General features: G+C 51.4%; 21 protein-coding genes. 5 read left to right on the forward strand and 16 right to left on the reverse strand.

Annotation, left to right across the window (positions count from 1 at the left end; genetic code table 11):
- The first annotated feature begins 120 nt into the window (after positions 1-120).
- The 4 genes from SBG_RS17670 (at position 121) to SBG_RS17685 (ending at position 3,716) form a co-directional block, all read left to right on the forward strand.
- Positions 121-1,302 (forward strand): MFS transporter, encoded by a 1,182-nt coding sequence (locus tag SBG_RS17670; RefSeq protein ID WP_000617808.1) that lies wholly within the window; start codon positions 121-123, stop codon positions 1,300-1,302.
- Positions 1,271-2,230: an HTH-type transcriptional regulator YidZ gene (gene yidZ, locus SBG_RS17675; protein WP_000748492.1), complete on the forward strand. Its 960-nt coding sequence runs from the start codon at positions 1,271-1,273 to the stop codon at positions 2,228-2,230. The genes SBG_RS17670 and yidZ overlap by 32 nt, the downstream gene beginning before the upstream one ends.
- Positions 2,231-2,376: 146 nt before the next feature.
- On the forward strand, positions 2,377-3,132 hold the full coding sequence (locus SBG_RS17680; protein WP_000190674.1) for a 4'-phosphopantetheinyl transferase family protein: 756 nt from the start codon (positions 2,377-2,379) through the stop codon (positions 3,130-3,132).
- On the forward strand, positions 3,132-3,716 hold the full coding sequence (locus SBG_RS17685) for an NADPH-dependent FMN reductase (protein ID WP_015703068.1): 585 nt from the start codon (positions 3,132-3,134) through the stop codon (positions 3,714-3,716). The genes SBG_RS17680 and SBG_RS17685 overlap by 1 nt, the downstream gene beginning before the upstream one ends.
- A 79-nt stretch (positions 3,717-3,795) precedes the next feature.
- On the opposite strand, the gene adeP is transcribed toward SBG_RS17685, so the two are convergent.
- The gene (adeP, locus tag SBG_RS17690; protein WP_020845639.1) at positions 3,796-5,133 is read right to left on the reverse strand and encodes an adenine permease AdeP; all 1,338 of its coding nucleotides are present in this window, start codon (positions 5,131-5,133) and stop codon (positions 3,796-3,798) included.
- Between the two features lie 168 nt (positions 5,134-5,301).
- On the opposite strand from adeP, the gene yieH reads away from it, so the two are divergent.
- Positions 5,302-5,967, forward strand: coding sequence for a 6-phosphogluconate phosphatase (gene yieH, locus SBG_RS17695; RefSeq protein WP_000018126.1), 666 nt, complete (start codon positions 5,302-5,304; stop codon positions 5,965-5,967).
- Between the two features lie 94 nt (positions 5,968-6,061).
- Here yieH and phoU read toward each other — a convergent pair whose 3' ends face one another.
- The 15 genes from phoU to atpA all read right to left on the reverse strand — a co-directional run bounded on the left by phoU (position 6,062) and on the right by atpA (position 24,336).
- The gene (phoU, locus tag SBG_RS17700; RefSeq protein ID WP_000377780.1) at positions 6,062-6,787 is read right to left on the reverse strand and encodes a phosphate signaling complex protein PhoU; all 726 of its coding nucleotides are present in this window, start codon (positions 6,785-6,787) and stop codon (positions 6,062-6,064) included.
- A 14-nt stretch (positions 6,788-6,801) separates the two neighbouring features.
- A complete protein-coding gene (pstB, locus tag SBG_RS17705; protein ID WP_000063118.1) occupies positions 6,802-7,575 on the reverse strand; it encodes a phosphate ABC transporter ATP-binding protein PstB in 774 nt (257 codons plus the stop codon).
- An 85-nt stretch (positions 7,576-7,660) separates the two neighbouring features.
- Positions 7,661-8,551 (reverse strand): phosphate ABC transporter permease PstA, encoded by an 891-nt coding sequence (gene pstA, locus SBG_RS17710; RefSeq protein WP_000212194.1) that lies wholly within the window; start codon positions 8,549-8,551, stop codon positions 7,661-7,663.
- A complete protein-coding gene (gene pstC / locus SBG_RS17715) occupies positions 8,551-9,510 on the reverse strand; it encodes a phosphate ABC transporter permease PstC (protein ID WP_000741628.1) in 960 nt (319 codons plus the stop codon). The genes pstA and pstC overlap by 1 nt, the downstream gene beginning before the upstream one ends.
- A 135-nt stretch (positions 9,511-9,645) precedes the next feature.
- On the reverse strand, positions 9,646-10,686 hold the full coding sequence (pstS, locus tag SBG_RS17720; RefSeq protein ID WP_000867122.1) for a phosphate ABC transporter substrate-binding protein PstS: 1,041 nt from the start codon (positions 10,684-10,686) through the stop codon (positions 9,646-9,648).
- Positions 10,687-10,857: 171 nt separating this feature from the next.
- The gene (locus SBG_RS17725) at positions 10,858-11,895 is read right to left on the reverse strand and encodes a fimbrial protein (protein WP_015703069.1); all 1,038 of its coding nucleotides are present in this window, start codon (positions 11,893-11,895) and stop codon (positions 10,858-10,860) included.
- Between the two features lie 14 nt (positions 11,896-11,909).
- Positions 11,910-14,435, reverse strand: a complete 2,526-nt coding sequence (locus SBG_RS17730) for a fimbria/pilus outer membrane usher protein (protein ID WP_000620373.1) — start codon at positions 14,433-14,435, stop codon at positions 11,910-11,912.
- 21 nt (positions 14,436-14,456) lie between these two features.
- Positions 14,457-15,200, reverse strand: a complete 744-nt coding sequence (locus SBG_RS17735; protein WP_024135149.1) for a fimbrial chaperone — start codon at positions 15,198-15,200, stop codon at positions 14,457-14,459.
- Between the two features lie 44 nt (positions 15,201-15,244).
- A complete protein-coding gene (locus SBG_RS17740) occupies positions 15,245-15,820 on the reverse strand; it encodes a chaperone-usher fimbrial major subunit (RefSeq protein WP_000804039.1) in 576 nt (191 codons plus the stop codon).
- A gap of 460 nt (positions 15,821-16,280) precedes the next feature.
- Positions 16,281-18,110 (reverse strand): glutamine--fructose-6-phosphate transaminase (isomerizing), encoded by a 1,830-nt coding sequence (gene glmS, locus SBG_RS17745; RefSeq protein ID WP_015703071.1) that lies wholly within the window; start codon positions 18,108-18,110, stop codon positions 16,281-16,283.
- A 240-nt stretch (positions 18,111-18,350) separates the two neighbouring features.
- On the reverse strand, positions 18,351-19,721 hold the full coding sequence (gene glmU, locus SBG_RS17755; protein WP_000933756.1) for a bifunctional UDP-N-acetylglucosamine diphosphorylase/glucosamine-1-phosphate N-acetyltransferase GlmU: 1,371 nt from the start codon (positions 19,719-19,721) through the stop codon (positions 18,351-18,353).
- A 310-nt stretch (positions 19,722-20,031) separates the two neighbouring features.
- The gene (locus SBG_RS17760; protein WP_001251970.1) at positions 20,032-20,451 is read right to left on the reverse strand and encodes a F0F1 ATP synthase subunit epsilon; all 420 of its coding nucleotides are present in this window, start codon (positions 20,449-20,451) and stop codon (positions 20,032-20,034) included.
- Between the two features lie 20 nt (positions 20,452-20,471).
- A complete protein-coding gene (gene atpD, locus SBG_RS17765) occupies positions 20,472-21,854 on the reverse strand; it encodes a F0F1 ATP synthase subunit beta (protein WP_000190499.1) in 1,383 nt (460 codons plus the stop codon).
- A 26-nt stretch (positions 21,855-21,880) separates the two neighbouring features.
- A complete protein-coding gene (gene atpG, locus SBG_RS17770) occupies positions 21,881-22,744 on the reverse strand; it encodes a F0F1 ATP synthase subunit gamma (protein ID WP_000896506.1) in 864 nt (287 codons plus the stop codon).
- 50 nt (positions 22,745-22,794) lie between these two features.
- On the reverse strand, positions 22,795-24,336 hold the full coding sequence (gene atpA, locus SBG_RS17775; protein ID WP_001176751.1) for a F0F1 ATP synthase subunit alpha: 1,542 nt from the start codon (positions 24,334-24,336) through the stop codon (positions 22,795-22,797).
- Positions 24,337-24,347 lie beyond the last annotated feature (11 nt).

Genomic DNA, 24,347 nt, shown 5'->3' on the forward strand with positions numbered 1-24,347 from the left:
GTTTACGCCGCCATCCGGCAACAATAATTTCCCATGCGGAAATCACTGTTGTCCAAATGGCAACTCGTCTCACATAACGTCGCCCCGTATTCTTAGCGCCACGCTGAAAGTGAGGACGCTATGATTCGTTTTTTAATTTGCAGTTTTGCCCTGGTTTTACTTTATCCTGCCGGTATTGATATGTATCTGGTCGGTTTACCCCGTATCGCCGCTGATCTAAACGCCAGCGAGGCGCAGCTGCATATCGCTTTCTCGGTCTACCTCGCTGGAATGGCGACGGCGATGCTGTTTGCCGGTAAAGTTGCCGACCGCTCAGGGCGTAAACCCATCGCCATTATCGGGGCGATAATTTATATCCTTGCATCATTGCTTTGCGCTTCGGCAGAAAGCGGTACACCTTTCCTGGTGGGGCGTTTTATTCAGGGTGTAGGCGCTGGCTGCTGCTACACGGTGGCATTCGCGATTCTGCGTGATACGCTGGATGATCGTCGACGGGCAAAGGTACTGTCGTTGCTGAACGGCATTACCTGCATCGTGCCGGTACTCGCCCCGGTGATAGGACATCTGATAATGCTCCAATACCCGTGGCAAAGCCTGTTCTATACCATGATCGGCATGGCTGTGGCGGTTTGTCTGCTGTCGGTGTTTGTCCTGCGGGAATCACGCCCGGCAGCACCGTCGCCCTCTGCGAACCCCGCTGAGAATACTGAATCCCTGCTAAATCGTTTCTTTCTCAGCCGCCTGGCCATTACCACTCTTAGCGTGTCGGTGATCCTTACCTTTGTGAACACTTCTCCAGTGTTGCTAATGGAAGTCATGGGGTTCAATCGAGGCGAGTACGCGACCATCATGGCAATGACCGCTGGCGTCAGTATGGCCGTTTCGTTTTCAACGCCGTTTGCTCTGAGCCTCTTTAAGCCTCGCACCTTAATGCTGGCCTCACAGGGCGTGTTCCTCGCCGCAGGGGGTGTATTAACCCTGGGCACGACTCATACCGTTACGCTGATTGGGATAACTCTGGTTTGCGCGGGTTTCTCGGTAGGATTTGGCGTGGCCATGAGCCAGGCGCTGGGGCCATTTGCGCTACGTGCCGGTGTGGCCAGCTCGGCGTTGGGCATTGCTCAGGTCTGTGGTTCATCGCTATGGATTTGGCTGGCAGCCATACTCGGTATCCATGCGCTGAATATGCTGATCGGGATTCTGATTGCCTGTAGCATAGTGAGCCTCTTGCTTATCCTCTACATTACCCCTGACAGGTCGGTCTCCGGGCATGAAGAAATCTATCACCAGTCTCGATCTTAATTTACTGTTATGTTTACAGTTACTGATGCAGGAGCGCAGCGTCACCAAAGCTGCAAAACGGATGAACGTCACGCCGTCAGCGACCAGTAAATCTCTGGCGAAACTTCGGGCCTGGTTTGACGATCCGCTGTTTGTAAATACACCGCTGGGCCTGACGCCGACACCGCTAATGGTCAGTATGGAGCAAAGTCTGGCGGAGTGGATGCAGATGAGTCATCAGTTGCTGGATAAACCGCATCACGAAACGCCTCGCGGATTAAAATTTGAGCTGGCGGCGGAGTCGCCGCTGATGATGATCATGTTTAATTCTTTGTCGAAACAGATTTATCAGCGCTATCCACAGGCCACCATTAAGTTTCGCAACTGGGATTATGATTCCCTTGATTCCATTACCCGTGGGGAAGTCGATATCGGGTTTACCGGTCGTGAAAGCCACCCCCGCTCACGCGAACTATTAAGCCTGCTGCCGTTGTCAATCGACTTCGAGGTGCTGTTTAGCGATCTCCCTTGCGTCTGGCTACGGGAGGATCATCCGGCGCTACGCGAAACGTGGGATCTGGATACGTTTTTACGCTACCCGCATATCAGTATTCGCTGGGAGCAAAGCGATACCTGGGCGCTGGATGATGTCCTGCAAGAGATGGGACGCAAACGCCATATCGCCCTGAGCCTGCCGGGGTTTGAGCAATCACTCTTTATGGCCGCCCAGCCGGATCACACCTTGCTGGCAACCGCACCGCGCTACTGTCAGCATTACAATCAGCTCCACCAGCTACCATTAATAGCGCGCCCCCTGCCTTTTGATGCACAACAGCGGGAAAAGCTGATGGTGCCGTTTACCCTGTTATGGCACAAACGTAACAGCCATAACCCCAAGATAGTATGGCTAAGGCAGGCTATTAGCGCGCTTGGTCGTCGCCTTATTTAACGACATAAGTTGCCCTCTCAGGCAAAAGCATCACCGTTTAATTAAAGAACCTTCTGAAATTGAATTTTTAGTGCGTAAAACCTATCCATAATTTACGTTAATGTTACTCTCGTCATTATCACGGCCCATTAATCACGGAGCGAAAAATGGCGACACACTTTGCCAGAGGGATACTTACGGAGGGACAACTGGTTTCCATTCGTCTCTCTTCGCCTTGCCATATTGAAGCCAGAAACCTGCCCGCTCACCGACGGACGCGCTTTCTCGCCTCCAGAGGTCTTCTCGCCGAACTCATGTTTATGCTGTACGGAATTCGCGAACTGCCGGAAATTATTATTCAGGCGAAGGGTAAACCCGCGTTTCGTGACAAAAATCTGCCAGGCTTTTCTATCTCCTACGCCGGAAATATGGTTGGTGTGGCGTTAACGACCGAAGGCGAGTGCGGTCTGGATATGGCGTTACAGCGTACCACCCGTGGCTTTCACCGCCCGAGCTCACTGGACCGATACCCTTTCTCCCGCAACGAAGTTTTATGGGTAGCCAACCAAAACGATCCCAACGAAGCGCGCGCGCAGCTCATTACGTTGCGCCAGAGCGTGTTAAAACTCACCGGCGATGTCATGAATAACGATCCGCAGGAACTGCAACTTTTCCCCGTTGCCGGACGTCTGAAGTGCGCGCATGTCACGCAGCTGGAAGCCGTGTGCGATGCGGAAGATGTGCTGGTGTGGTCCGTTGCCGTGACGCCAGCGATGGAAAAATTAAAGGTGTGGGAGTTCGATGTAAAGCAGGGCTGGAAAAGCCTGCCCGATATCCAGACGCGCGCCAATGAGCCAACGGGTCGCCTGATGCGGTTCGCTCAACTATCCGCCGTCAAATCGTATACGCTTAATCGTTCATAATGAAAAAAGGGGCACTTATGTCTGAAACGCTGAATGTGGTTACCTTGCTGGGCAGTTTGCGCAAAGGTTCCTTTAACGGGATGGTGGCGCGTACGCTACCGAAAATCGCGCCGGCAGGAATGAATGTATCGCCGTTACCTTCCATCGGGGATATTCCGCTGTATGATGCCGATGTCCAGCAAGAAGAAGGGTTTCCGGCAAGCGTAGAGGCGCTGGCCGGGCAGATTCGCAACGCCGATGGCGTGGTCATTGTGACACCGGAATATAACTATTCAGTACCGGGCGGTCTTAAAAATGCTATTGACTGGTTATCCCGTCTGCCTGAGCAGCCGTTAGCCGGAAAACCCGTTCTGATTCAGACCAGTTCCATGGGGGCGATCGGCGGCGCGCGCTGCCAGTATCACCTGCGTCAGATTCTGGTGTTCCTCGACGCAATGGTAATGAATAAGCCGGAATTTATGGGTGGGGTAATTCAGAACAAAGTGGACGCGCAAACAGGGGAAGTGATTGATCAAGGTACGCTCGATCATCTGACCGGTCAGCTTAGCGCATTTGCTGACTATATCCAGCGCGTTAAAGCCTAATCCCAAAATGCCCGGTGGAGACGCTTACGCGTCTTACCGGGCATACACCTGGCTAGATAGCCATTCGGCAATACAATGTTTAATGTGCGTCGATAAACACAATCTTTAGCACAAACAGCAGCGCAACAATCACCACGCACGGGCTGAGATCGCGCAGGCGCCCGGTACCGATTTTCATCACGCAGTAAGAGATAAAGCCCAGCGCGATACCTTCGGTAATTGAGAAGCTGAACGGCATCATCACCGCCGTGATAAAAGCAGGAACGGATTCCGTTAAATCTTGCCACTTCACACGCGCCAGGCTGGAGGTCATCAGCACCCCGACGTAAATCAGCGCACCTGCTGCCGCGTAGCCCGGCACCATCCCCGCCAGCGGCGACAGGAAGATCACCAGCAGAAATAACAACCCGACCACCACGGCAGTGAGGCCGGTACGTCCACCCACGGAGACGCCGGAAGAGGATTCAATATAGGCGGTAACAGAAGACGTACCGATAAATGACCCGGCAACAGAAGAGACGCTATCAACAAACAGCGCCTGCTTCATGCGGGGGAATTTACCCTTCTCATCCGCCAGTCCTGCTTTATCCGTTACGCCAATCAGCGTGCCTGAGGAGTCAAACAGGTTTACCAGCATAAAGGAGAAGATCACACCTGCCAGCCCCAGGTTCAGCGAACCGGCCAGATCAACATGGCCAATCACCGTTGATACGCTCGGCGGGGCGGAAACAAGGCCGTTGTAATGCACATCGCCCAGCATCCAGCCCAGCAGCGTGGTCACGATAATGGAGACCAGCACAGCAGCATGAATATTACGCGATGCCAGAATAGCGATGATAAAGAAGCCCAGCACGCCCAGCAGTACGCTGTGCGAAGTCAGGTTGCCGATGCTGACCAGCGTTTCCGGGTTAGCCACGATAACGCCCGCGTTTTTCAGCCCCATCATGCCGATAAATAAACCAATACCGCTGGTAATACCGACACGCAGGCTGACGGGAATGTTAGCGATCATCCAGTAACGCACGCGGAAAATGGTGAGCAGCAACAGCCCGATTGCGCCCCAGAAGATCGCCCCCATTCCCACTTGCCACGGCAGTCCCATCGCCTGAACAACGACAAAGGCGAAGAAAGCGTTCAGCCCCATCGCTGGCGCGAGCGCCACCGGCAGATTGGCGAACAGGCCCATCAGGATACTGCCAAAGGCGGCAATCAGACAGGTGGTCACAAAGACGGCGCTGGTGTCCATGCCAGCTACGCCCAGAATTTGCGGGTTAACAAAAACGATATAGACCATCGTCAGGAAAGTTGTGAAACCGGCGATCACTTCGGTCCGTGCCGTTGTGCCATGTTCGCGCAGTTTAAACACGCGTTCCAGCATACCCTGACCAGAAGCCTGGGTGGTGTGTTGTTGACTCATTATCAATTTCCGGAGAAAGGAGGGAAAATTCGCCGTTATCCTATACCAAAATGCGGCACCTGGCGCAGTTGTGTGGTAATTTTTTTCACTCAATTTGTTAGTACGGCAACGATTGCGTCCCCTTATTCAGCATTACGTAAACGTTAAACTTGTTAAAATGGAAATGACATGTCCCATATCGAAGCGGTATTTTTTGACTGCGATGGTACGCTGGTCGACAGTGAAGTGATTTGTTCGCGCGCCTACGTCGCCATGTTCCGGGAGTTCGACATTACGCTCGATCTCACAGAAGTATTCAGACGCTTTAAAGGCGTAAAGCTCTATGAAATTATCGATATCATCAGCAAAGAGCATGGCGTTGCGCTGGCAAAGGCGGCACTGGAACCTGTGTATCGCGCTGAAGTCGCTCGCCTGTTCGATTCAGAACTGGAAAGCATTGTGGGCGCGAATACACTACTGGAAAGTATTAAGATGCCAATGTGCGTGGTATCTAACGGGCCGGTCAGTAAAATGCAGCATTCGCTGGGCAAACTGGGCATGTTGCATCATTTTCCCGATTTGCTGTTTAGCGGTTACGATATTCAACGCTGGAAGCCCGATCCAGCGCTAATGTTCCATGCGGCGAAAGCCATGAACGTAAACGTCGAAAACTGTATTTTGGTCGATGACTCTTCGGCAGGCGCGCAGTCGGGAATTGCGGCGGGCATGGAGGTATTTTATTTCTGCGCCGATCCGCATAACAAGCCGATCGATCATCCTAAAGTAACGACTTTTACCGATCTGGCGCAGCTACCGGCTCTGTGGAAAGCGCGTGGGTGGGATATTACGCGTTAATACTTTGCCTTGTGCCGGATGGTGCTAACGCTTATCCGGTCTACATCCTCTGTAGGCCCGGTAAGCGTCGCGCCACCGGGCAAAAGAATGAGGTTTATTCTTTCGGATCCTTTCCGGCCAGCAGCTTATCCAGCTCATCGCCACCAACGTGACGGAAATCCTGCCCTTTCACGAAGTAGAAGATGTATTCGCAGATATTCTGGCAGCGATCGCCGATACGTTCGATAGAACGAGCGCAGAATAACGCGGTGAGTACGCTTGGAATGGTACGTGAATCTTCCATCATGTAGGTCATGAGTTGACGGACAATCCCTTCGTATTCCTGGTCAACTTTTTTGTCCTCACGGTAGATGCGTACTGCTTCATCCAGATCCATGCGCGCGAACGCATCCAACACGTCGTGCAGCATTTGGACCGTATGGCGGCCCAGCGACTCAAGGCTCACCAGCAGCGGCTGGTGCTGCTGGGAGAATTTTTCCAGCGCGGTACGGCAGATCTTATCCGCCACGTCGCCAATACGCTCCAGCTCAGCGATAGTTTTGATGATCGCCATCACTAGCCGCAGATCGCTCGCTGTTGGCTGACGCTTAGCAATAATACGCACACAGGCTTCATCAATAGCGACCTCCATCATATTGACCTGATGGTCACCTTCTACCACGCGCTTCGCCAGCTCCCTGTCCTGGTTGTGCATCGCGGTGATAGCGTCAGAAAGTTGCTGCTCTACCATACCGCCCATGGTCATTACCTGAGTACGGATGCTTTCCAGTTCGGCGTTGAACTGGCCGGAAATATGTTTATTAAGGTTCAGACTGTCCATGACGCACTCCTGAATTAACCGTAACGACCAGTGATATAGTCTTCTGTTTGCTTCTTCGCGGGCTTGGTGAACAGATCGTCCGTATTACTGAACTCAATCAGTTCGCCCAGATACATAAACGCCGTGTGATCGGAGCAACGCGCCGCCTGCTGCATATTGTGGGTGACGATCACCACGGTGTAGTCCTGCTTCAGCTCGGTGATCAGCTCTTCAATACGCCCGGTGGAGATCGGGTCCAGCGCCGAGCACGGTTCATCAAGCAGCAGTACTTCCGGACGAATGGCGATACCGCGCGCAATGCACAGACGCTGCTGCTGACCACCGGAGAGAGAGTACCCGCTCTGGTGTAATTTATCTTTGGTTTCGTTCCACAATGCGGCCTTGGTCAACGCCCACTGCACGCGTTCGTCCATATCGGCACGAGACAGCTTCTCAAACAGACGCACGCCAAACGCGATATTGTCGTAGATGGACATTGGGAACGGGGTCGGCTTCTGGAATACCATGCCCACTTTGGCGCGCAGCAGCGCAATATCCTGGGTATTGGTAAGAATATTGTCGCCATCTAACAAAATTTCGCCTTCCGCACGCTGCTCCGGGTAGAGCGAGTACATCTTGTTGAAGGTGCGCAACAACGTCGATTTCCCGCAGCCAGAAGGCCCGATGAATGCCGTCACCTGGTTCTTTGCGATATCCAGGTTGATGTTTTTCAGGGCATGGAATTTGCCGTAGTAGAAGTTCAAATCACGAACCTGAATCTTACTCGGGGCAGTTTCAACCATACTCATTGACTCATTTCCTCATTCGGCGCCGCATCCGCCACGCCGTAAAATAATGCCTGATGGCGCTACGCTTATCAGGCCTACAATGTCTTTAACCGTGTTTTTTCTTCGCGAAAACCACACGCGCCAGAATGTTCAGCAGCAATACACACAGGGTGATTATCAGTACCCCCGCCCAGGCCAGCTGTTGCCACTCGGCAAACGGACTCATCGCAAATTTAAAGATGGTCACTGGCAGGTTAGCGATCGGCTGCATCATATCGGTGCTCCAGAACTGGTTGGAGAGCGCGGTAAACAGCAGTGGCGCGGTTTCCCCGGCGATACGGGCCACGGCCAGCAACACACCGGTAATAATCCCGGACACTGACGCTTTCAGCGTAATCGCGGAGATCATTTTCCATTTCGGCGTCCCCAACGCGTAAGCCGCTTCGCGCAGGTTATCCGGCACCAGTTTCAACATGTTCTCAGTGGTACGAATAACAATCGGTACCTGCAACAGCGCCAGCGCAATCACGCCAGCCCAACCGGAGAAGTGCTGCATCTGCGCTACCACAATGGTGTAAACAAACAGCCCCACGACGATAGACGGCGCAGACAGCAGGATATCGTTAATGAAGCGAATGATTTCCGCCAGCCAGGACTTACGCCCGTATTCCGCCAGATAGATCCCGGCCATAATCCCCAATGGCGTGCCCAATACGGTGGCCCACAGAATCAACAATCCACTCCCCGCCAGGGCGTTCGCCAGCCCGCCGCCCGCTGTGTTCGGCGGCGGCGTCATTTCGGTAAACAGCGCCAGCGACATGCCGTCGATACCGCGCGTAATGGTGGACATCAAAATCCAGATAAGCCAGAACAGACCGAACGCCATCGTCGCCATGGAAAGCGTCAGCGCGATACGGTTTTTCATGCGCCGACGTGCCTGCATTTTACGGCGGGACTCCGCCAGCTGTGCGGTATTCTGCATATCAAGCGTAGCCATTAGCGAGCTCCCTCGTTCTTCGCAAGACGCATAATCATGAACTTAGACGCCGCCAGCACGATAAAAGTGATCACAAACAGGATCAGACCCAATTCCATCAACGCCGCAACGTGCAGCCCGGATTCAGCTTCAGCGAACTCATTCGCCAGCGCAGAGGTAATACTGTTGCCCGGCATATACAGCGAAACGCTGTCGAGCTGGTAGGTATTACCGATAATAAAGGTGACCGCCATGGTTTCACCCAGCGCGCGACCAAGTCCCAGCATGATGCCGCCAATGACCCCATTTTTGGTGAACGGCAGCACGATGCGCCAGATCACTTCCCAGGTGGTACAGCCGATACCGTAAGCCGACTCTTTCATCATCACGGGCGTTTGTTCAAACACATCACGCATAACCGCCGCAATGTAAGGAATGATCATGATAGCGAGGATCACCCCGGCCGCCAGAATACCGATACCAAACGCCGGGCCGGCAAACAGGGCGCCGACAAACGGAATATTGGAAAGGATATTACCTACTGGCTCCTGAAAGTACGTCGCGAACAACGGCGCAAAAATAAACAGGCCCCACATGCCATAAACGATACTGGGGATCGCCGCCAGCAGTTCAATCGCGATACCTAGCGGACGCTTCAGCCAGCCTGGCGCCAGCTCGGTTAAGAACAGGGCAATGCCGAAGCTCACCGGAACGGCGATCAGCAGTGCGATAAACGAGGTGACCAGAGTGCCGTAAATCGGCACCAACGCACCGTAGATATCGTTCGGCGCATCCCATTCTTTGGTCCACAGGAAGGAGAAACCAAACTTCTGGATGCTTGGCCAGGAGGAGATGATCAGGGAGACAATAATGCCGCCCAACATCAATAGCACAATCAGCGCAGCCAGTTTTACCAGCGCACTGAAAATCATGTCACCCTTTTTACCCGGCGGGTTAAAAGCAGGCTTGGTTGCAGCCATAAATCACTCTTTCCATTAAACGCGTTTTACGACGTTGCCCCTGCCGGATGGCGCTACGCTTATCCGGCCTACAACGTGGGCCTGCGGTCGAAACCGTAGGGCGGATAAGCGTAGCGCCATCCGCCAATTCGTTAATTAATACAGCGCTTTACCGCTGCTGTCCTTTATACTGGTTTTCCATGCCGCACGGACCTGCTCAACCACGTTATCCGGCAGGCTGGCGTAGTCCAGATCATTCGCCTGTTTGCCACCGTTTTTGTAGGCCCAGTCGAAGAACTTCAGCACTTCCGCGCCCTGCTCCGGTTTCTTCTGCGCTTTATGCACCAGGATGAAGGTAGTGGAGGTGATTGGCCACACATCGTCACCTTTCTGGTTAGTCAGATCCTGCGCAAAAGTTTTGCTCCAGTCTGCGCCTTTCGCCGCATTTGAGAAGCTTTCTTCCGTCGGGCTCACCGCTTTGCCATCCGCTGAGATCAGTTTGGTGTAAGCCAGGTTGTTCTGCTTCGCATAAGCGTATTCAACGTAACCGATAGCGCCAGGCAGACGCTGTACAAACGCGGCAATACCGTCATTGCCTTTACCGCCCAGACCGGTCGGCCAGTTCACGGTAGAGCCTGCGCCCACTTTCGCTTTCCATTCTTCATTCACTTTCGCCAGGTAGCTGGTAAAAACGAAGGAAGTACCGGAACCATCAGCACGACGCACCACGGCGATATTCTGTGAGGGCAGTTTCAAACCCGGATTCAGTGTGGCGATCGCCGGATCATTCCATTTTTTTATTTTGCCGAGGTAAATATCCCCCAACGTTTTACCGTCCAGCACCAGTTCGCCAGACTTCAGGCCAGGAATATTTACCGCCAGCACCACCCCGCCAATAACGGTCGGGAACTGGAACAGGCCTTCCTGATTGAGTTTTTCGTCAGACAATGGAGCGTCGGAGGCGCCGAAATCAACGGTATTCGCAGTAATTTGTTTTACGCCGCCGGAGGAGCCTATCCCCTGGTAGTTAACTTTATTGCCTGTTTCTTTGTTATAAGTATCTGCCCATTTGGCATACACCGGCGCAGGGAAGGTAGCACCTGCGCCTGTCAGGCTTGCCGCCGCGTTAACAGCGAAAGCGCTCATCGATAAGGTCGCGGCGACAACAGTTGCGACAGTGGTACGCATAACTTTCATAATGTCTCCTGCACGGTTTTCGTAAATTGTTGTTTGAGTTGCTACTGCGAGCAAAATAGGACAATTTAATGACAGTTATATGTGAGGTTTGTGACAGTTTAATGACAATGAAAAGAATAGCCGGAGGGCAGGCCCGCCAGGCGTCGGGCCCACTGATATCGGGAAGAGGGATTAGTTTTTAATTTCCATCGTAATTGTCACACTGGCGTCAAACTGGCCTGGTTTTGGTCGCGTTCCGGTTGCACTGGCCGGCGCGGCAGAAAAAATAAATTCGCCATCTTCTTCGCCTAAACGACTGCGGCTTCCCATCTCCGTTTCCATACGGCCACCGTTCACATCCACTTCATTGTTAAGCTCGTCATACATCTTAATACCAACATCGGCATTCGACGTTTCTATCACCGTAGGTAACGACCCGGCCTGAGTAGCATGTAAAGCAACCTCGACACCCTGACCAGAAGACATTCCCGTGCATTTTACCGATGCAGTTATCGGTATTTTTTTGTCGGTTAATGCGCTTCCTGGCGTTGTAGAAAACTCTGATGCCAGAATTTTACCGAAATCTACTTCGATCGTCTGACCACCATTGATGACGCACTCCTGAGGAGCGGTAATATCGCCCTGGATATAAACATCCGATAGCTTATGAGTATTTTCAGGGTTTAAAGAAGAGGTGGTTGCATATAACGATGCCAGTAAGGTCGCAGGTATCTTTACTATGCCTATAAACGGTTCTTTTACATAGAAGTAAATAATCGCATCCGAGCCACTGGTAAAATTTGTTGTATTTTTATTATTCGTACAAGTATAAGAGCCATCTGGATCGTTAGGTTTATTATTAAAAGGAACGTTCAGGTAGCCGCGCCCGAGAACCTCAATAGATATTCCAACATCAAGATACTCATCCAAATAGTAATATTGAATACTACTTCGCATACTCATTTTTTGTAAGGCGGGATTATCTTCAGCGGTAAAATAGACATAACTATAATCCCTATTACAATGGCAAACGCCTTTATATTGTTCGCCGTTATCTACATGTTGATTGATAGTCTTACCGGCTTTATTTTGCGCTGCGCTAATTTTAGTCCCCGTGAACACCAATATGCTATGGTGAACGCCACCATCTGCCTCACAGTAAGTATCCGCAGCAAAAACAGTATGATAAAAACAGACCATTAGTAGTAGAAAGTATTTTATATTATTCAATTTAGCGTCCTGTCTCACTTACAAATGACGGGGATTTGTATGAGCTCATTATCTTTCTGTTCAGCAAGATGATAATCAACAATACATGTATTTTGTCCGGAAATGATAAATTGCCCCTTTTCCGGCATTCCGGATAAATAGAGTTCGCCATTATCACCAACAATTCCGGTGACGGTTCCAGAATCCAGCTCCGCCGTCGCCATCGCCCCAAAGGGGACTGGCTTACCGTTGCCTTGATTAACGTTAAACAGCACGCGATAGCCCACATGGGTAACAAACGCCGCTTTGACGACCGCGCCGCGTGTTGGCACCAGATTCACTACCGTGTTATCCAGTTCAATATTGGCTTTGGCAAAATAATTACTGTTTATTGCCACCCGGTTCTCATCATACGGGTTAAGCTGGGTTTTTACCGTGTATCCGCGCCAGTCGGTGGAAACCCCGGTGGCGTTCTCTACCGATAAACCGCCAGCGCCCGGCGCTTCGACTAACGCCACGGTTTCGCCCAGTTCCTGCGAGAAGGTAATGCCGCCGCTATGCACCAGGATGCCGCCGCGTGCGCCGTAGTTCAGGCGTTGCGAATCGCGGCTCCAGGCATAGCTGCCGTTCACCGCACCATAGGTGCCGTTGTATTCCATACTGGCGTTGCCGCTATAGACATCTTCTGGCGAGCTATCCCACGATTCCTGGACGTTATAAGAAAGATTGTGTCCTTCCAGCAACGTACCGCCGATTCCCGCCTGCATTGAGCTTTCATTATGGTTATTTTGCGTCATCGAATAGTTGACGTAGCTATTATCCAGCCAGCCGGAAAGCGGTATAGAGACCGAAAGCATGAAGATATGTTCGTGGTTGTTATCATCGTCATTATCATCGTTATAGTACTTATTACCGGAATAACGATTGATGGAATCGGTGTAGTTCCACGATACGTTCCATGATACTTGCCGCCAGGTATTGCTATAACCCAGCTGTACCAGGCGTTCCACTTCATCTGTCTGCCAGTATTGCTGACGGCTGATGGTCAGATAAATATTCCCCCAGTCGCGGCCAAATGACTGCGTCCAGGTGCCTTCAACGCGGCTACGCCGGTTGCCCTTCACCCAGAAGTCAGAACCATTATCCTGGCGCGATGCCCACTCACTGAGAGAGTAGAACCCTTCAGTTGAATAACGGTATCCCACGAGGCGAAAATTGGTATCGGTATCATCAAAACGTTTGGAATAGAGAAAACGCCAGGACTGGCCGTTTTCATCATCGCCATCGTTAAAATGCGAACGCGCATGAGTCACATCCAGCGACATCGCCCCGAATGACCCCATATCTTTGCCCATACCGAAGGCGGCGGCGGCATAATCCTCCGCAATCTGCGTTCCGCCATACAGCGTTAATCCCCACGGCAAACCGTGTAATACCTGCGCCTGAACAACATTAGGGGTGAAGCTGTTTTCATCCCGCAGCTCGCCGACACTCATATCAAGGTCAGTCTGTCCCTCACGTTTCAGAATCGCCAGCGACGCATACGGCTGAGTAAAGTGCTGCTCGCTACCGTCTTCTTCTTTAATGGTGACATCGAGATCGCCACCACCGCTTACCGTATTCAGGTCGGTGATTTCAAACGCGCCCTGCGGCACAGCAGATTGATAAATCACGTATTTATTTTGCCGGATGATTACTGTTGCGTTACTCTTCGCCACCCCGCGCACTATCGGGGCAAAGCCATTCAGGCTTGACGGCAACATATCGTCGTCGGTATACAGCCTGACGCCACGGATCTGAGTACTATCGAACACATCGCTCGCCGTCCAGGTATCGCCAACCATGATCTGGCTACGTAATGCGGCAATGTCTCGCTGGATATAGCTACTGATAGAGTGATATTCCGTATCGCTGCCCGTCGCGTTCAGCGTACTGTAGTTACGCACTCGCCAGGCCCCCAGATTAATCCCGTTACGCAAGTTCAGATAATACGTATCATCTTCCCCGACATCGTGATTCGATTTAACCGTATGCGTCCCGGAAAAATCATAGTTGACCATCATCGCGTTAATGCCCTCATCCCAACGCGACGGGCTGATATAGCCATAGGCTGCCGTATCCAAATAAATCTGCGGAATCGAAATATTGAGCACAAATTTATTCGAATCAAATGTCCAGATTGAACCATCGATAAATGGCGCAGGATTCAGACAGGCCTGACTATCCACATTCTGTAATGCTTTTAAGGCATCAACCTTGACACCATACGAAGATAAAACCTCTTTAACCGCAACAAAGCAGGGGTGTAGTTCCGCATCCGGTTTATCCTGGACAAACTTAACGTCCCGCTTCTCAAAGAATTTGTCGTTAATAATAATATCGACTTTATAATCACCTGGCGGCAACATATTCGCACGGTTAAACTGATGAATATCCACATCGACAGGATGGTCAATTTCCAGAAGACTGGGGTTAAACAGGCTATCTCTGGCCATCGTTTGAGTCGCGAAACCCAACAGGGCCCCCGAAGCCAGCGCGAGATAAAAACGCAAGCGAATCATTAAAGTATCCTTACAGGAAGATTAGAGTGCCACTTTCACTGGTTCACTAATCGCGCCATAGTCATTAATAAAGCGCCAGACCAGCGAGTGGCCACCAACACCCTCAGGCATATTCAGCGTTAATGTCTCAAACGGACGAATCATATTGAGCGGAACATCTTTCCCATCCACCGAAACGCTCATCACGTTAATATGAATTGGATTCGGGTTTTCCATCACCAGTTGCTTACCCTGCCGACGCCACTTCACATTCGCGAAGGCTTTTTCTGGCGTCAGTTTTATTGATGCCGGACGCCAGAACAGTTTAATTCTTGTTTTAATTGCTATTTCCAGAGTGCTGGTATCTTTTTTGTTACTTGATGGCGGGATGTTCTTAATATTCAACCAGAAAACGGATTCGCGGTCTTTCGGTAACTCACCGGCGACTTTGACAATGCGTAGCGTTTTTTCCTGTCCTGGCTCAAGACGGGAGACGGGGGGAATAGCGGTAAAAGGCGGCTTGTTCTTATCCTCTTTATTAAAAGGATCGACCCAGACCTGAATAAGATAAGGTAATGTCGTTTCTTTATTAAATATAGAAATTGTGGCATCCGGCGCATCACCTGGGAAAATGACACGAGTACCACCGACCACTATCCCGGCATAAGATTGAGCGGCGAACAAAAACAACACCACAGTAAGAATAAATTGACTCATTCTTGTCATCATACAGACACTCATCCCAGTAAAAAAACGCCTGAAATTAAGACAATAACGTTCCGTCATGACAGGCGTCATTTAATTATTAAATAATAAATACGAAGCTTATATTATTTTTCGTAGACGATCGTGAACTGAGAATCTGCGTTAGCGGTACCCGGCGTAACTGCATTGTTTATTGCAATATAACGTGCGATGAACTTCATTGAAGCCGTACCTGCGGTGGCGTCAATGTCGGTAGGAGTGGAATCTTCGTACAGTTTGAGCTGGGAGTTATCGGCACGGTTATAAAGACGAATCGCAACGCCAGTTGCCGTTGTCGCATCGCCAGTACCCGTATAATCGCCTGGGGTAGACGCTTTTACCGGATCGCCAATAGCCAAATCACCATTGCCATCAGATGCCTCTACACCGTCAAAACGAACGGCTGCTTTAGTATAGGTTGCCGGACATTTAATCAAATCGATCTGAAATGCAGTCGGTGCTGCGACATCTCCAGCATTTATAAATGAGGAACGGTTAACTTTGCCCAGATCAACGTTCTGCTCGGCAGTATCAGCGGTGACTTCACAGGCGCTATCAATCACTTCACCACGGAAATGAACGGTACCATCCGATGCCATAGCCTGCCCCACCAGCATACTCGTAGACAGGACAAGCGCACTGACAATTAAATTCGGTTTCATAACAACTCCAGATAAATATATTATCTATTAATTTTTAAATAAAAGGTCATTAATAAAAACACCATCTTTACGGCGGCGAGATATTACACCGACGTAATAATATGGCAATAAATAAATTTAAAGAGTGTTTTAATAAAAAATGAATAAATAGAAAAATAAAATATAAGCTGTATGAAATATTACTTTTCAGGATAGGCAAAAATGGCTATTTATCAATAAAATCGCTGATTTTTAAGAAAATATTTATAGCATAATCGAAATAAAATATATATAGCTCAGTTTATGATCAAACATCGTATAGTAGGCTATCACCGCAACAAGTGTAATTAATTGTAAAACCAGGTGATAAAATAGATTTTTTGTACGTAAAAAAGAGTCAATTTGCCTCAACAGGTTACAGAACTGGAGAACAAACAAAATAAAAAGCTGCCATTTTCACAGCAGCTTTTCAGGGTAAACATTATTCTACGGTAACCGATTTTGCCAGGTTACGCGGCTGGTCAACGTCGGTACCTTTGATCAGCGCAACGTGGTAGGCCAGTAGCTGTAGCGGAACGGTGTAGAAGATAGGTGCGATAACGTCTTCTACATGCGGCATCTCAATAATGTGCATATTATCGCTGCTGGTGAAACCCGCATCCTGGTCAGCAAAGACATACAACTGACCGCCGCGAGCGCGCACTTCCTCAATGTTGGATTTCAATTTTTCCAGCAGTTCGTTGTTCGGCGCCACCACAATAACCGGCATATCCGCATCAATCAGCGCCAGCGGACCGTGTTTCAATTCACCCGCCGCATACGCTTCAGCATGAATATACGAAATCTCTTTCAGCTTCAGCGCGCCTTCCAGCGCGATCGGATACTGGTCGCCACGGCCAAGGAACAGCGCGTGATGCTTGTCAGAGAAATCTTCGGCCAGCGCTTCAATGCGTTTATCCTGAGACAACATCTGTTCAATACGGCTCGGCAGTGCCTGCAGACCGTGAACAATATCGTGCTCAATAGACGCATCCAGACCTTTCAGACGCGCCAGTTTTGCCACCAGCATCAGCAGAACAGTAAGTTGAGTGGTAAAGGCTTTGGTGGACGCCACGCCGATTTCAGTCCCCGCGTTGGTCATCATCGCCAGGTCTGACTCACGCACCAAAGAAGAGCCCGGAACGTTACAAATTGCCAGCGAACCCAGATAACCCAGCTCTTTGGACAGACGAAGACCCGCCAGGGTATCCGCCGTTTCACCGGACTGAGACAGGGTGATCATCAGGCTGTTACGGCGCACCGCCGATTTGCGGTAGCGGAATTCAGAAGCGATCTCAACGTCACACGGAATGCCCGCCAGCGATTCAAACCAATAACGAGAAACCATCCCGGAGTTATAGGACGTGCCACAGGCGATGATCTGAATATGTTCCACCTGAGACAGCAGCTCGTTGGCTTTCGGCCCCAGCTCGCTTAAATCCACCTCACCGTGGCTGATACGCCCGGTCAGGGTGTTTTTAATCGCGTTCGGCTGTTCGTAGATCTCTTTCTGCATGTAATGGCGGTAAATACCTTTATCGCCAGCATCATATTGCAGATTAGACTCGATATCCTGACGAACAACGTCCGCACCAGTCTTATCAAAAATAGAGACCGAACGACGGGTCACTTCCGCAATGTCGCCTTCTTCAAGGAAGATGAAGCGACGGGTCACCGGTAGCAGCGCCAGCTGATCGGAAGCGATAAAGTTTTCGCCCATACCCAGACCGATCACCAGCGGGCTACCCGAACGTGCAGCCAGCAGGGTATCCGGCTGGCGAGTATCCATGATCACCGTACCGTACGCGCCGCGCAATTGCGGAATAGCGCGCAGCACCGCGTCACGCAGTGTGCCGCCCTGTTCCAGCTCCCAATGCACTAAGTGAGCAATCACTTCGGTGTCGGTTTCAGAAACGAAGGTATAACCCCGCGCTTTCAACTCTTCGCGCAGCGGTTCATGGTTTTCAATGATGCCGTTATGCACCACGACAATGTGGTCAGAAACATGGGGATGCGCATTCGCTTCTGAAGGTTCGCCATGCGTCGCCCAACGAGTATGAGCAATACCTGTACCGCCATGCAGCGGATGCTCTTCCGCGGCCTGCGCCAGCATCTGCACTTTGCCGAGACGGCGCAAACGGGTCATATGACCTTGCGTATCTACCACGGCCAGCCCAGCAGAGTCATAACCACGATATTCCAGACGACGTAAACCTTCGAGAAGGATTTCAGCTACATCACGCTGCGCGATAGCGCCAACAATTCCACACATAGTTTTATTTCCAAATTTAGGCATTATGCCTGTCGTTGTCGCTGACCTGTTAATACCCGTCTTTTCGGGCGCCCCGAGCCTTGTAGAGAGTGGGGTTATTGTTATAAATACTGCTAATTGAGCGGAGGATTATTTTATCCTCTCATCTCTGGTCTGCCGGATGGTGCTGACGCTTATCCGGCCTACAAAAACATGCTGAAGATAGAGCAGGCAAGCCAGGCGCCCCTCCATGATCGTAAATTACTTTTTCTTCGCCGGACGCTGCCAGCCTTGCTTATGCACCTGCGGCACGCGGCTTAATACCAGTTCATTATCGGCAATATCACGAGTAACGGTTGTGCCTGCGGCAATGGTCGCCCCTTTACCGACGCTGACTGGCGCTACGAGTTGAGTATCGGAACCAACGAAAACATCATCGCCAATAATGGTCTTGAATTTGTTCGCCCCATCGTAGTTACAGGTAATAGTACCGGCACCGATATTGACGTTGTCGCCAATTTCCGCATCACCCAGATAGGTCAGATGCCCGGCTTTTGAGCCTTTCCCCAGGCGCGCTTTTTTCATCTCAACGAAGTTGCCAACGTGAGCGCCTGCTAACAATTCCGCACCAGGACGTAAGCGAGCGAACGGGCCGATGGTGCAAGCGGTGTCTAAGTGCGCATCTTCCACCACGCTGTAAGGACTGATTTCGCAGTCATCGCCAATCACGCTGTTTTTAATCACGCAGCCTGCACCAATCTTTACGCGATCACCAAGCGTGACATGGCCTTCGATGATCACGTTAGTATCAATTTCGACATCGCGCCCATGCGTCAGCGTTCCACGCAGATCAAAACGCGCCGGGTCACGCAGCATCACGCCGGCTAACAACAGTTTCTCGGCCTGTTCAGCCTGGTAAATACGCTCCAGACGGGAAAGCTGCAGACGGTTATTGACACCGTCCGTTTCACTGATGCGCGCCGGATGCACGGCAACGATTTCCCGTCCTTCCTGATACGCCAGCGCAATAATGTCGGTAATGTAATATTCACCCTGGGCATTGTTGTTGGTCAGCTTAGCTAACCAACGTTTCATATCTGCGCCATTTGCAATCAGTATCCCGGTGTTAATTTCCTGGATCAATCGCTGTTCATCAGTGGCGTCTTTATGTTCAACGATGCCGGTCACTTTACCGTTTTCACGCGTAATACGCCCATAGCCGCTCGGATCGTCCAGCTTCACGGTTAATAACCCAATACCGCCCTGGGGTTTCGCATCGCGCAGGCGCTGTAGAGTTTCAACAGAGATCAACGGCACATCGCCGTAAAGCATTAAAATGTCTTCATCATCGCTAAAGAAGGGAGCGGCCTGCTGCATAGCATGACCAGTACCCAATTGCTCAGCCTGTAAAACCCAGTTCAGGTTGTCTTCTTTGAGTGTGTTTTTAAGCAGATCGCCACCGTGACCATACACCAGATGAACCTGAGTTGCTCCTAATTCATTAGCAGCATCAATAACATGCTGTACCATTGCTTTGCCCGCAAGGGTATGCAGCACCTTAGGTAAATCGGAATACATGCGCGTGCCTTTGCCAGCGGCAAGGATCACGACACTCATTGCATTATTCAACATACGTGTCCTGACTGTGATTTGTGAACGAATTTATACCGTTTCATGTTGAAAATACTACATTTTTTTCATCGTGAAATGTAGGGAGGATAAAACGCTCGATCGCGGGGTTCCTCCAACGGCGATGGTGACATTTTCGACCATTGATGCGGTATTTGTCTTGCGAAAAGTCGCGTTATACTTTGATTAAAGCGTTAGGGTGATGTTTTTGCTATTTTTTTGAGCCATGAAGTAAGATTCAGCATTGGTCATCATTCACAGGCAAAAAAAAACCAGCCTGTTGCCAGACTGGTTTTATGCTTTCAAGCCGGTGTTACATCGCTTTTTTGGTCAGCTCGATAACGCGCAGTTTAGCGATCGCTTTGGCCAGTTCCGCAGACGCCTGAGCGTAATCCACGTCACCATGAGAGCTCTTAATGTGCTCTTCAGCCTTACGTTTCGCTTCCAGAGCTCGCGCTTCGTCGAGATCCTGGCCACGAATAGCCGTATCAGCCAGAACGGTCGTGCTACCCGGTTGCACTTCAAGAATGCCGCCGGACAGGTAGATAAACTCTTCATGACCGTGCTGCTTAACGATGCGAATCATACCAGGCTTAATGGCGGTGAGCAGCGGGGCGTGACCCGGGTAAATCCCCAGTTCACCTTCGCTACCCGTTACCTGGATTTTCTCGACCAGACCAGAGAACATTTGTTGCTCTGCGCTGACGACGTCCAGGTGGTAAGTCATTGCCATATCACCCTCCGATTAAGGCGTTAAAGTTTTTTGGCTTTTTCCACGGCTTCGTCGATGGAACCGACCATATAGAACGCCTGCTCCGGCAGGTGATCGTATTCGCCTTCCATGATGCCTTTGAAGCCACGGATGGTGTCTTTCAGGGAGACATATTTGCCCGGAGAACCGGTAAATACTTCTGCCACGAAGAAAGGCTGGGACAGGAAGCGCTGGATCTTACGAGCACGCGCTACCACCAGTTTATCTTCTTCAGACAGTTCATCCATACCCAGGATGGCGATGATGTCTTTCAGTTCCTGATAACGTTGCAGGATGGACTGTACGCCACGCGCGGTGTCGTAGTGTTCCTGACCTACCACCAGCGGATCCAACTGACGGCTGGTGGAGTCCAGCGGATCAACGGCCGGGTAGATACCCAGGGACGCGATCTGACGGCTCAGTACTACGGTAGCGTCAAGGTGCGCAAAGGTCGTTGCCGGAGACGGGTCAGTCAGGTCATCCGCAGGTACGTATACCGCCTGAACGGAAGTGATAGAACCGGTTTTGGTGGAGGTGATACGTTCTTGCAGAACCCCCATCTCTTCTGCCAGAGTCGGCTGATAACCTACCGCGGAAGGCATACGCCCCAACAGTGCGGATACTTCCGTACCGGCAAGGGTGTAACGATAGATGTTATCGACGAACAGCAGAACGTCACGACCTTCATCACGGAATTTCTCCGCCATGGTCAGGCCGGTCAGTGCTACGCGCAGACGGTTTCCCGGCGGCTCGTTCATCTGGCCGTACACCAGGGATACTTTATCGATAACGTTGGAGTCGGTCATTTCGTGGTAGAAGTCGTTACCCTCACGAGTACGTTCACCTACGCCCGCAAACACAGAGTAACCGGAGTGCTCGATCGCGATGTTACGAATAAGCTCCATCATGTTTACGGTTTTACCTACACCCGCACCACCGAACAGACCGACTTTACCGCCCTTCGCGAACGGACACATCAGGTCGATAACTTTGATACCGGTTTCCAGCAGTTCCTGAGAGTTTGACAACTCTTCGTAGGACGGCGCAGCACGGTGAATAGCCCAACGCTCTTCTTCACCAATCTCGCCTTTCATGTCGACCGGTTCGCCCAGTACGTTCATGATACGGCCCAGCGTTGCTTTACCTACCGGGACTTCGATCGGGTGTTCGAGATCTTTTACATCCAGACCACGACGCAGACCGTCGGAAGACCCCATTGCGATGGTACGCACGATACCGCCGCCAAGCTGCTGCTGAACTTCCAGCACCAGCTTCTCATTACCATTCTGCACCTCAAGGGCATCGTACACGCGTGGTACGGCATCCTGAGGGAACTCGACGTCGACCACGGCGCCGATTACCTGGACAATCTTTCCAGTAGCCATCTTAAATCCTCTACGAAATAACCTGGTTAAACCGCGGCGGCCCCCGAGACGATCTCGGTGAGTTCCTGAGTAATGCTGGCCTGACGAGCTTTGTTGTATACCAACTGCAGCTCTTTAATCAGGCTGCCGCCATTGTCGGTCGCGGCTTTCATCGCCACCATACGGGCGGCCTGCTCGCTGGCCAGGTTTTCTACCACGCCCTGATAAACCTGAGACTCTACGTAGCGACGCAGGAGGGTATCCAACAGCGCTTTCGGATCGGGCTCATACAGGTAATCCCAGGCTTTACGCTTCAGATCATCATCTTCTGATGCCGGCAGCGGCAGCAGTTGAGTGATCGTCGGTACCTGAGACATGGTGTTAATAAATTTGTTGCTGACAATGTAAAGCTTGTCCAGACGGCCTTCGTCATAGGCCTGCAACATCACTTTAACCGGACCGATCAATTCGGACAGCGAAGGGTTATCCCCCATGCCGGTCACCTGAGCGACAACATTGCCGCCTACGGAATTGAAGAATGACACGCCCTTAGAGCCGATCATTGCGAGTTCGCACTGAACGCCTTTATCAGACCATGCTTTCATATCCGCCAACAGCTTTTTGAACAGGTTAATGTTCAAGCCGCCGCACAAACCACGGTCGGTCGACACTACCAGGTAGCCCACGCGTTTAACGTCGCGCTCTTCCAGGTAGGGGTGCTTATATTCCAGATTACCGTTCGCAAGGTGACCAATCACTTTGCGCATGGTCTCTGCATAAGGACGGCTGGCCGCCATGCGATCCTGCGATTTACGCATTTTGGAAGCGGCGACCATCTCCATCGCTTTAGTGATCTTTTGCGTGTTCTGGACGCTTGCGATCTTACTACGTATCTCTTTTGCGCCGGCCATGAGCTTCTCCTCAATGCCTTGCGGCCTGCCCTAAGGCAAGCCGCCAGACGTTACCAGGACTGGGTTGCTTTGAAGGAATCGAGGATGCCTTTCAGCTTGCCTTCGATTTCGTCGTTATAGCCACCGGACTGGTTGATCTCTTGCATCAGCGGAGCGTGATCACGGTCGACGTAAGCCAGCAGTGCGGCTTCGAAGCTACCGATTTTCGCCAGTTCGACATCCGCCAGATAACCACGTTCTGCCGCGAACAGAACCAGAGACTGCTGCGCAACGGACATCGGCGCATACTGTTTCTGTTTCAGCAGTTCAGTTACTTTCTGACCGTGGTCCAGCTGCTTACGGGTCGCATCGTCAAGGTCGGAGGCAAACTGAGAAAACGCCGCCAGTTCACGATACTGCGCCAGCGCGGTACGAATACCACCGGACAGTTTTTTCATGATCTTGGTCTGAGCAGCACCACCTACACGGGATACGGAGATACCCGGGTTAACCGCAGGACGAATACCGGCGTTAAACAGGTTGGATTCCAGGAAGATCTGACCATCGGTAATGGAAATTACGTTGGTCGGAACGAACGCGGAAACGTCACCCGCCTGTGTTTCGATAATCGGCAGCGCGGTCAGAGAACCGGTTTTCCCTTTCACTTCACCTTTGGTGAAAGCTTCAACGTAGTCGGCGTTAACACGCGCGGCACGCTCCAGCAGACGAGAGTGGAGGTAGAATACGTCGCCCGGGAATGCTTCACGTCCAGGCGGACGACGGAGCAGCAAGGAGATCTGACGATAAGCAACAGCCTGTTTAGACAGGTCATCGTAAATGATCAGCGCATCTTCACCGCGGTCACGGAAGTATTCGCCCATTGCGCAACCCGCATACGGCGCCAGGTATTGCAGCGCTGCGGATTCAGACGCAGTTGCCACCACAACAATGGTGTTGGCCAACGCGCCATGTTCTTCCAGTTTACGTACCACGTTAGAGATGGTGGATGCTTTCTGGCCGATAGCGACATAAATACATTTGATGCCGGAGTCGCGCTGGTTGATGATGGCGTCGATAGCCAGCGCGGTTTTACCGGTCTGACGGTCACCGATGATCAGTTCACGCTGACCACGACCGATTGGGATCATGGAGTCAACGGCTTTATAACCGGTCTGCACCGGCTGATCAACGGACTGACGGTCGATTACGCCCGGCGCAATCGCTTCAACGGCAGAGAAGCCGTCGTTATCAACCGGACCTTTACCGTCGATTGGCGCACCCAGGGTGTTTACCACACGTCCCAGCAGGCCGCGGCCAACCGGAACTTCCAGGATACGACCCGTACATTTAACCTTCATACCTTCGGCAAGGTCAGCGTACGGGCCCATGACTACCGCACCCACAGAGTCGCGCTCCAGGTTCAGTGCGATAGCGTAACGGTTCCCCGGCAGGGAGATCATTTCACCCTGCATACAATCGGCCAGGCCGTGAATGCGGATAACACCGTCACTTACAGAAACAATAGTACCTTCGTTGTGAGCTTCACTCACAACATTGAACTGAGCAATGCGCTGCTTGATCAGTTCGCTGATTTCGGTGGAATTCAGTTGCATGCTCCAGTCCC

The organism is Salmonella bongori NCTC 12419 (genome assembly GCF_000252995.1).
Lineage (GTDB): Bacteria > Pseudomonadota > Gammaproteobacteria > Enterobacterales > Enterobacteriaceae > Salmonella > Salmonella bongori.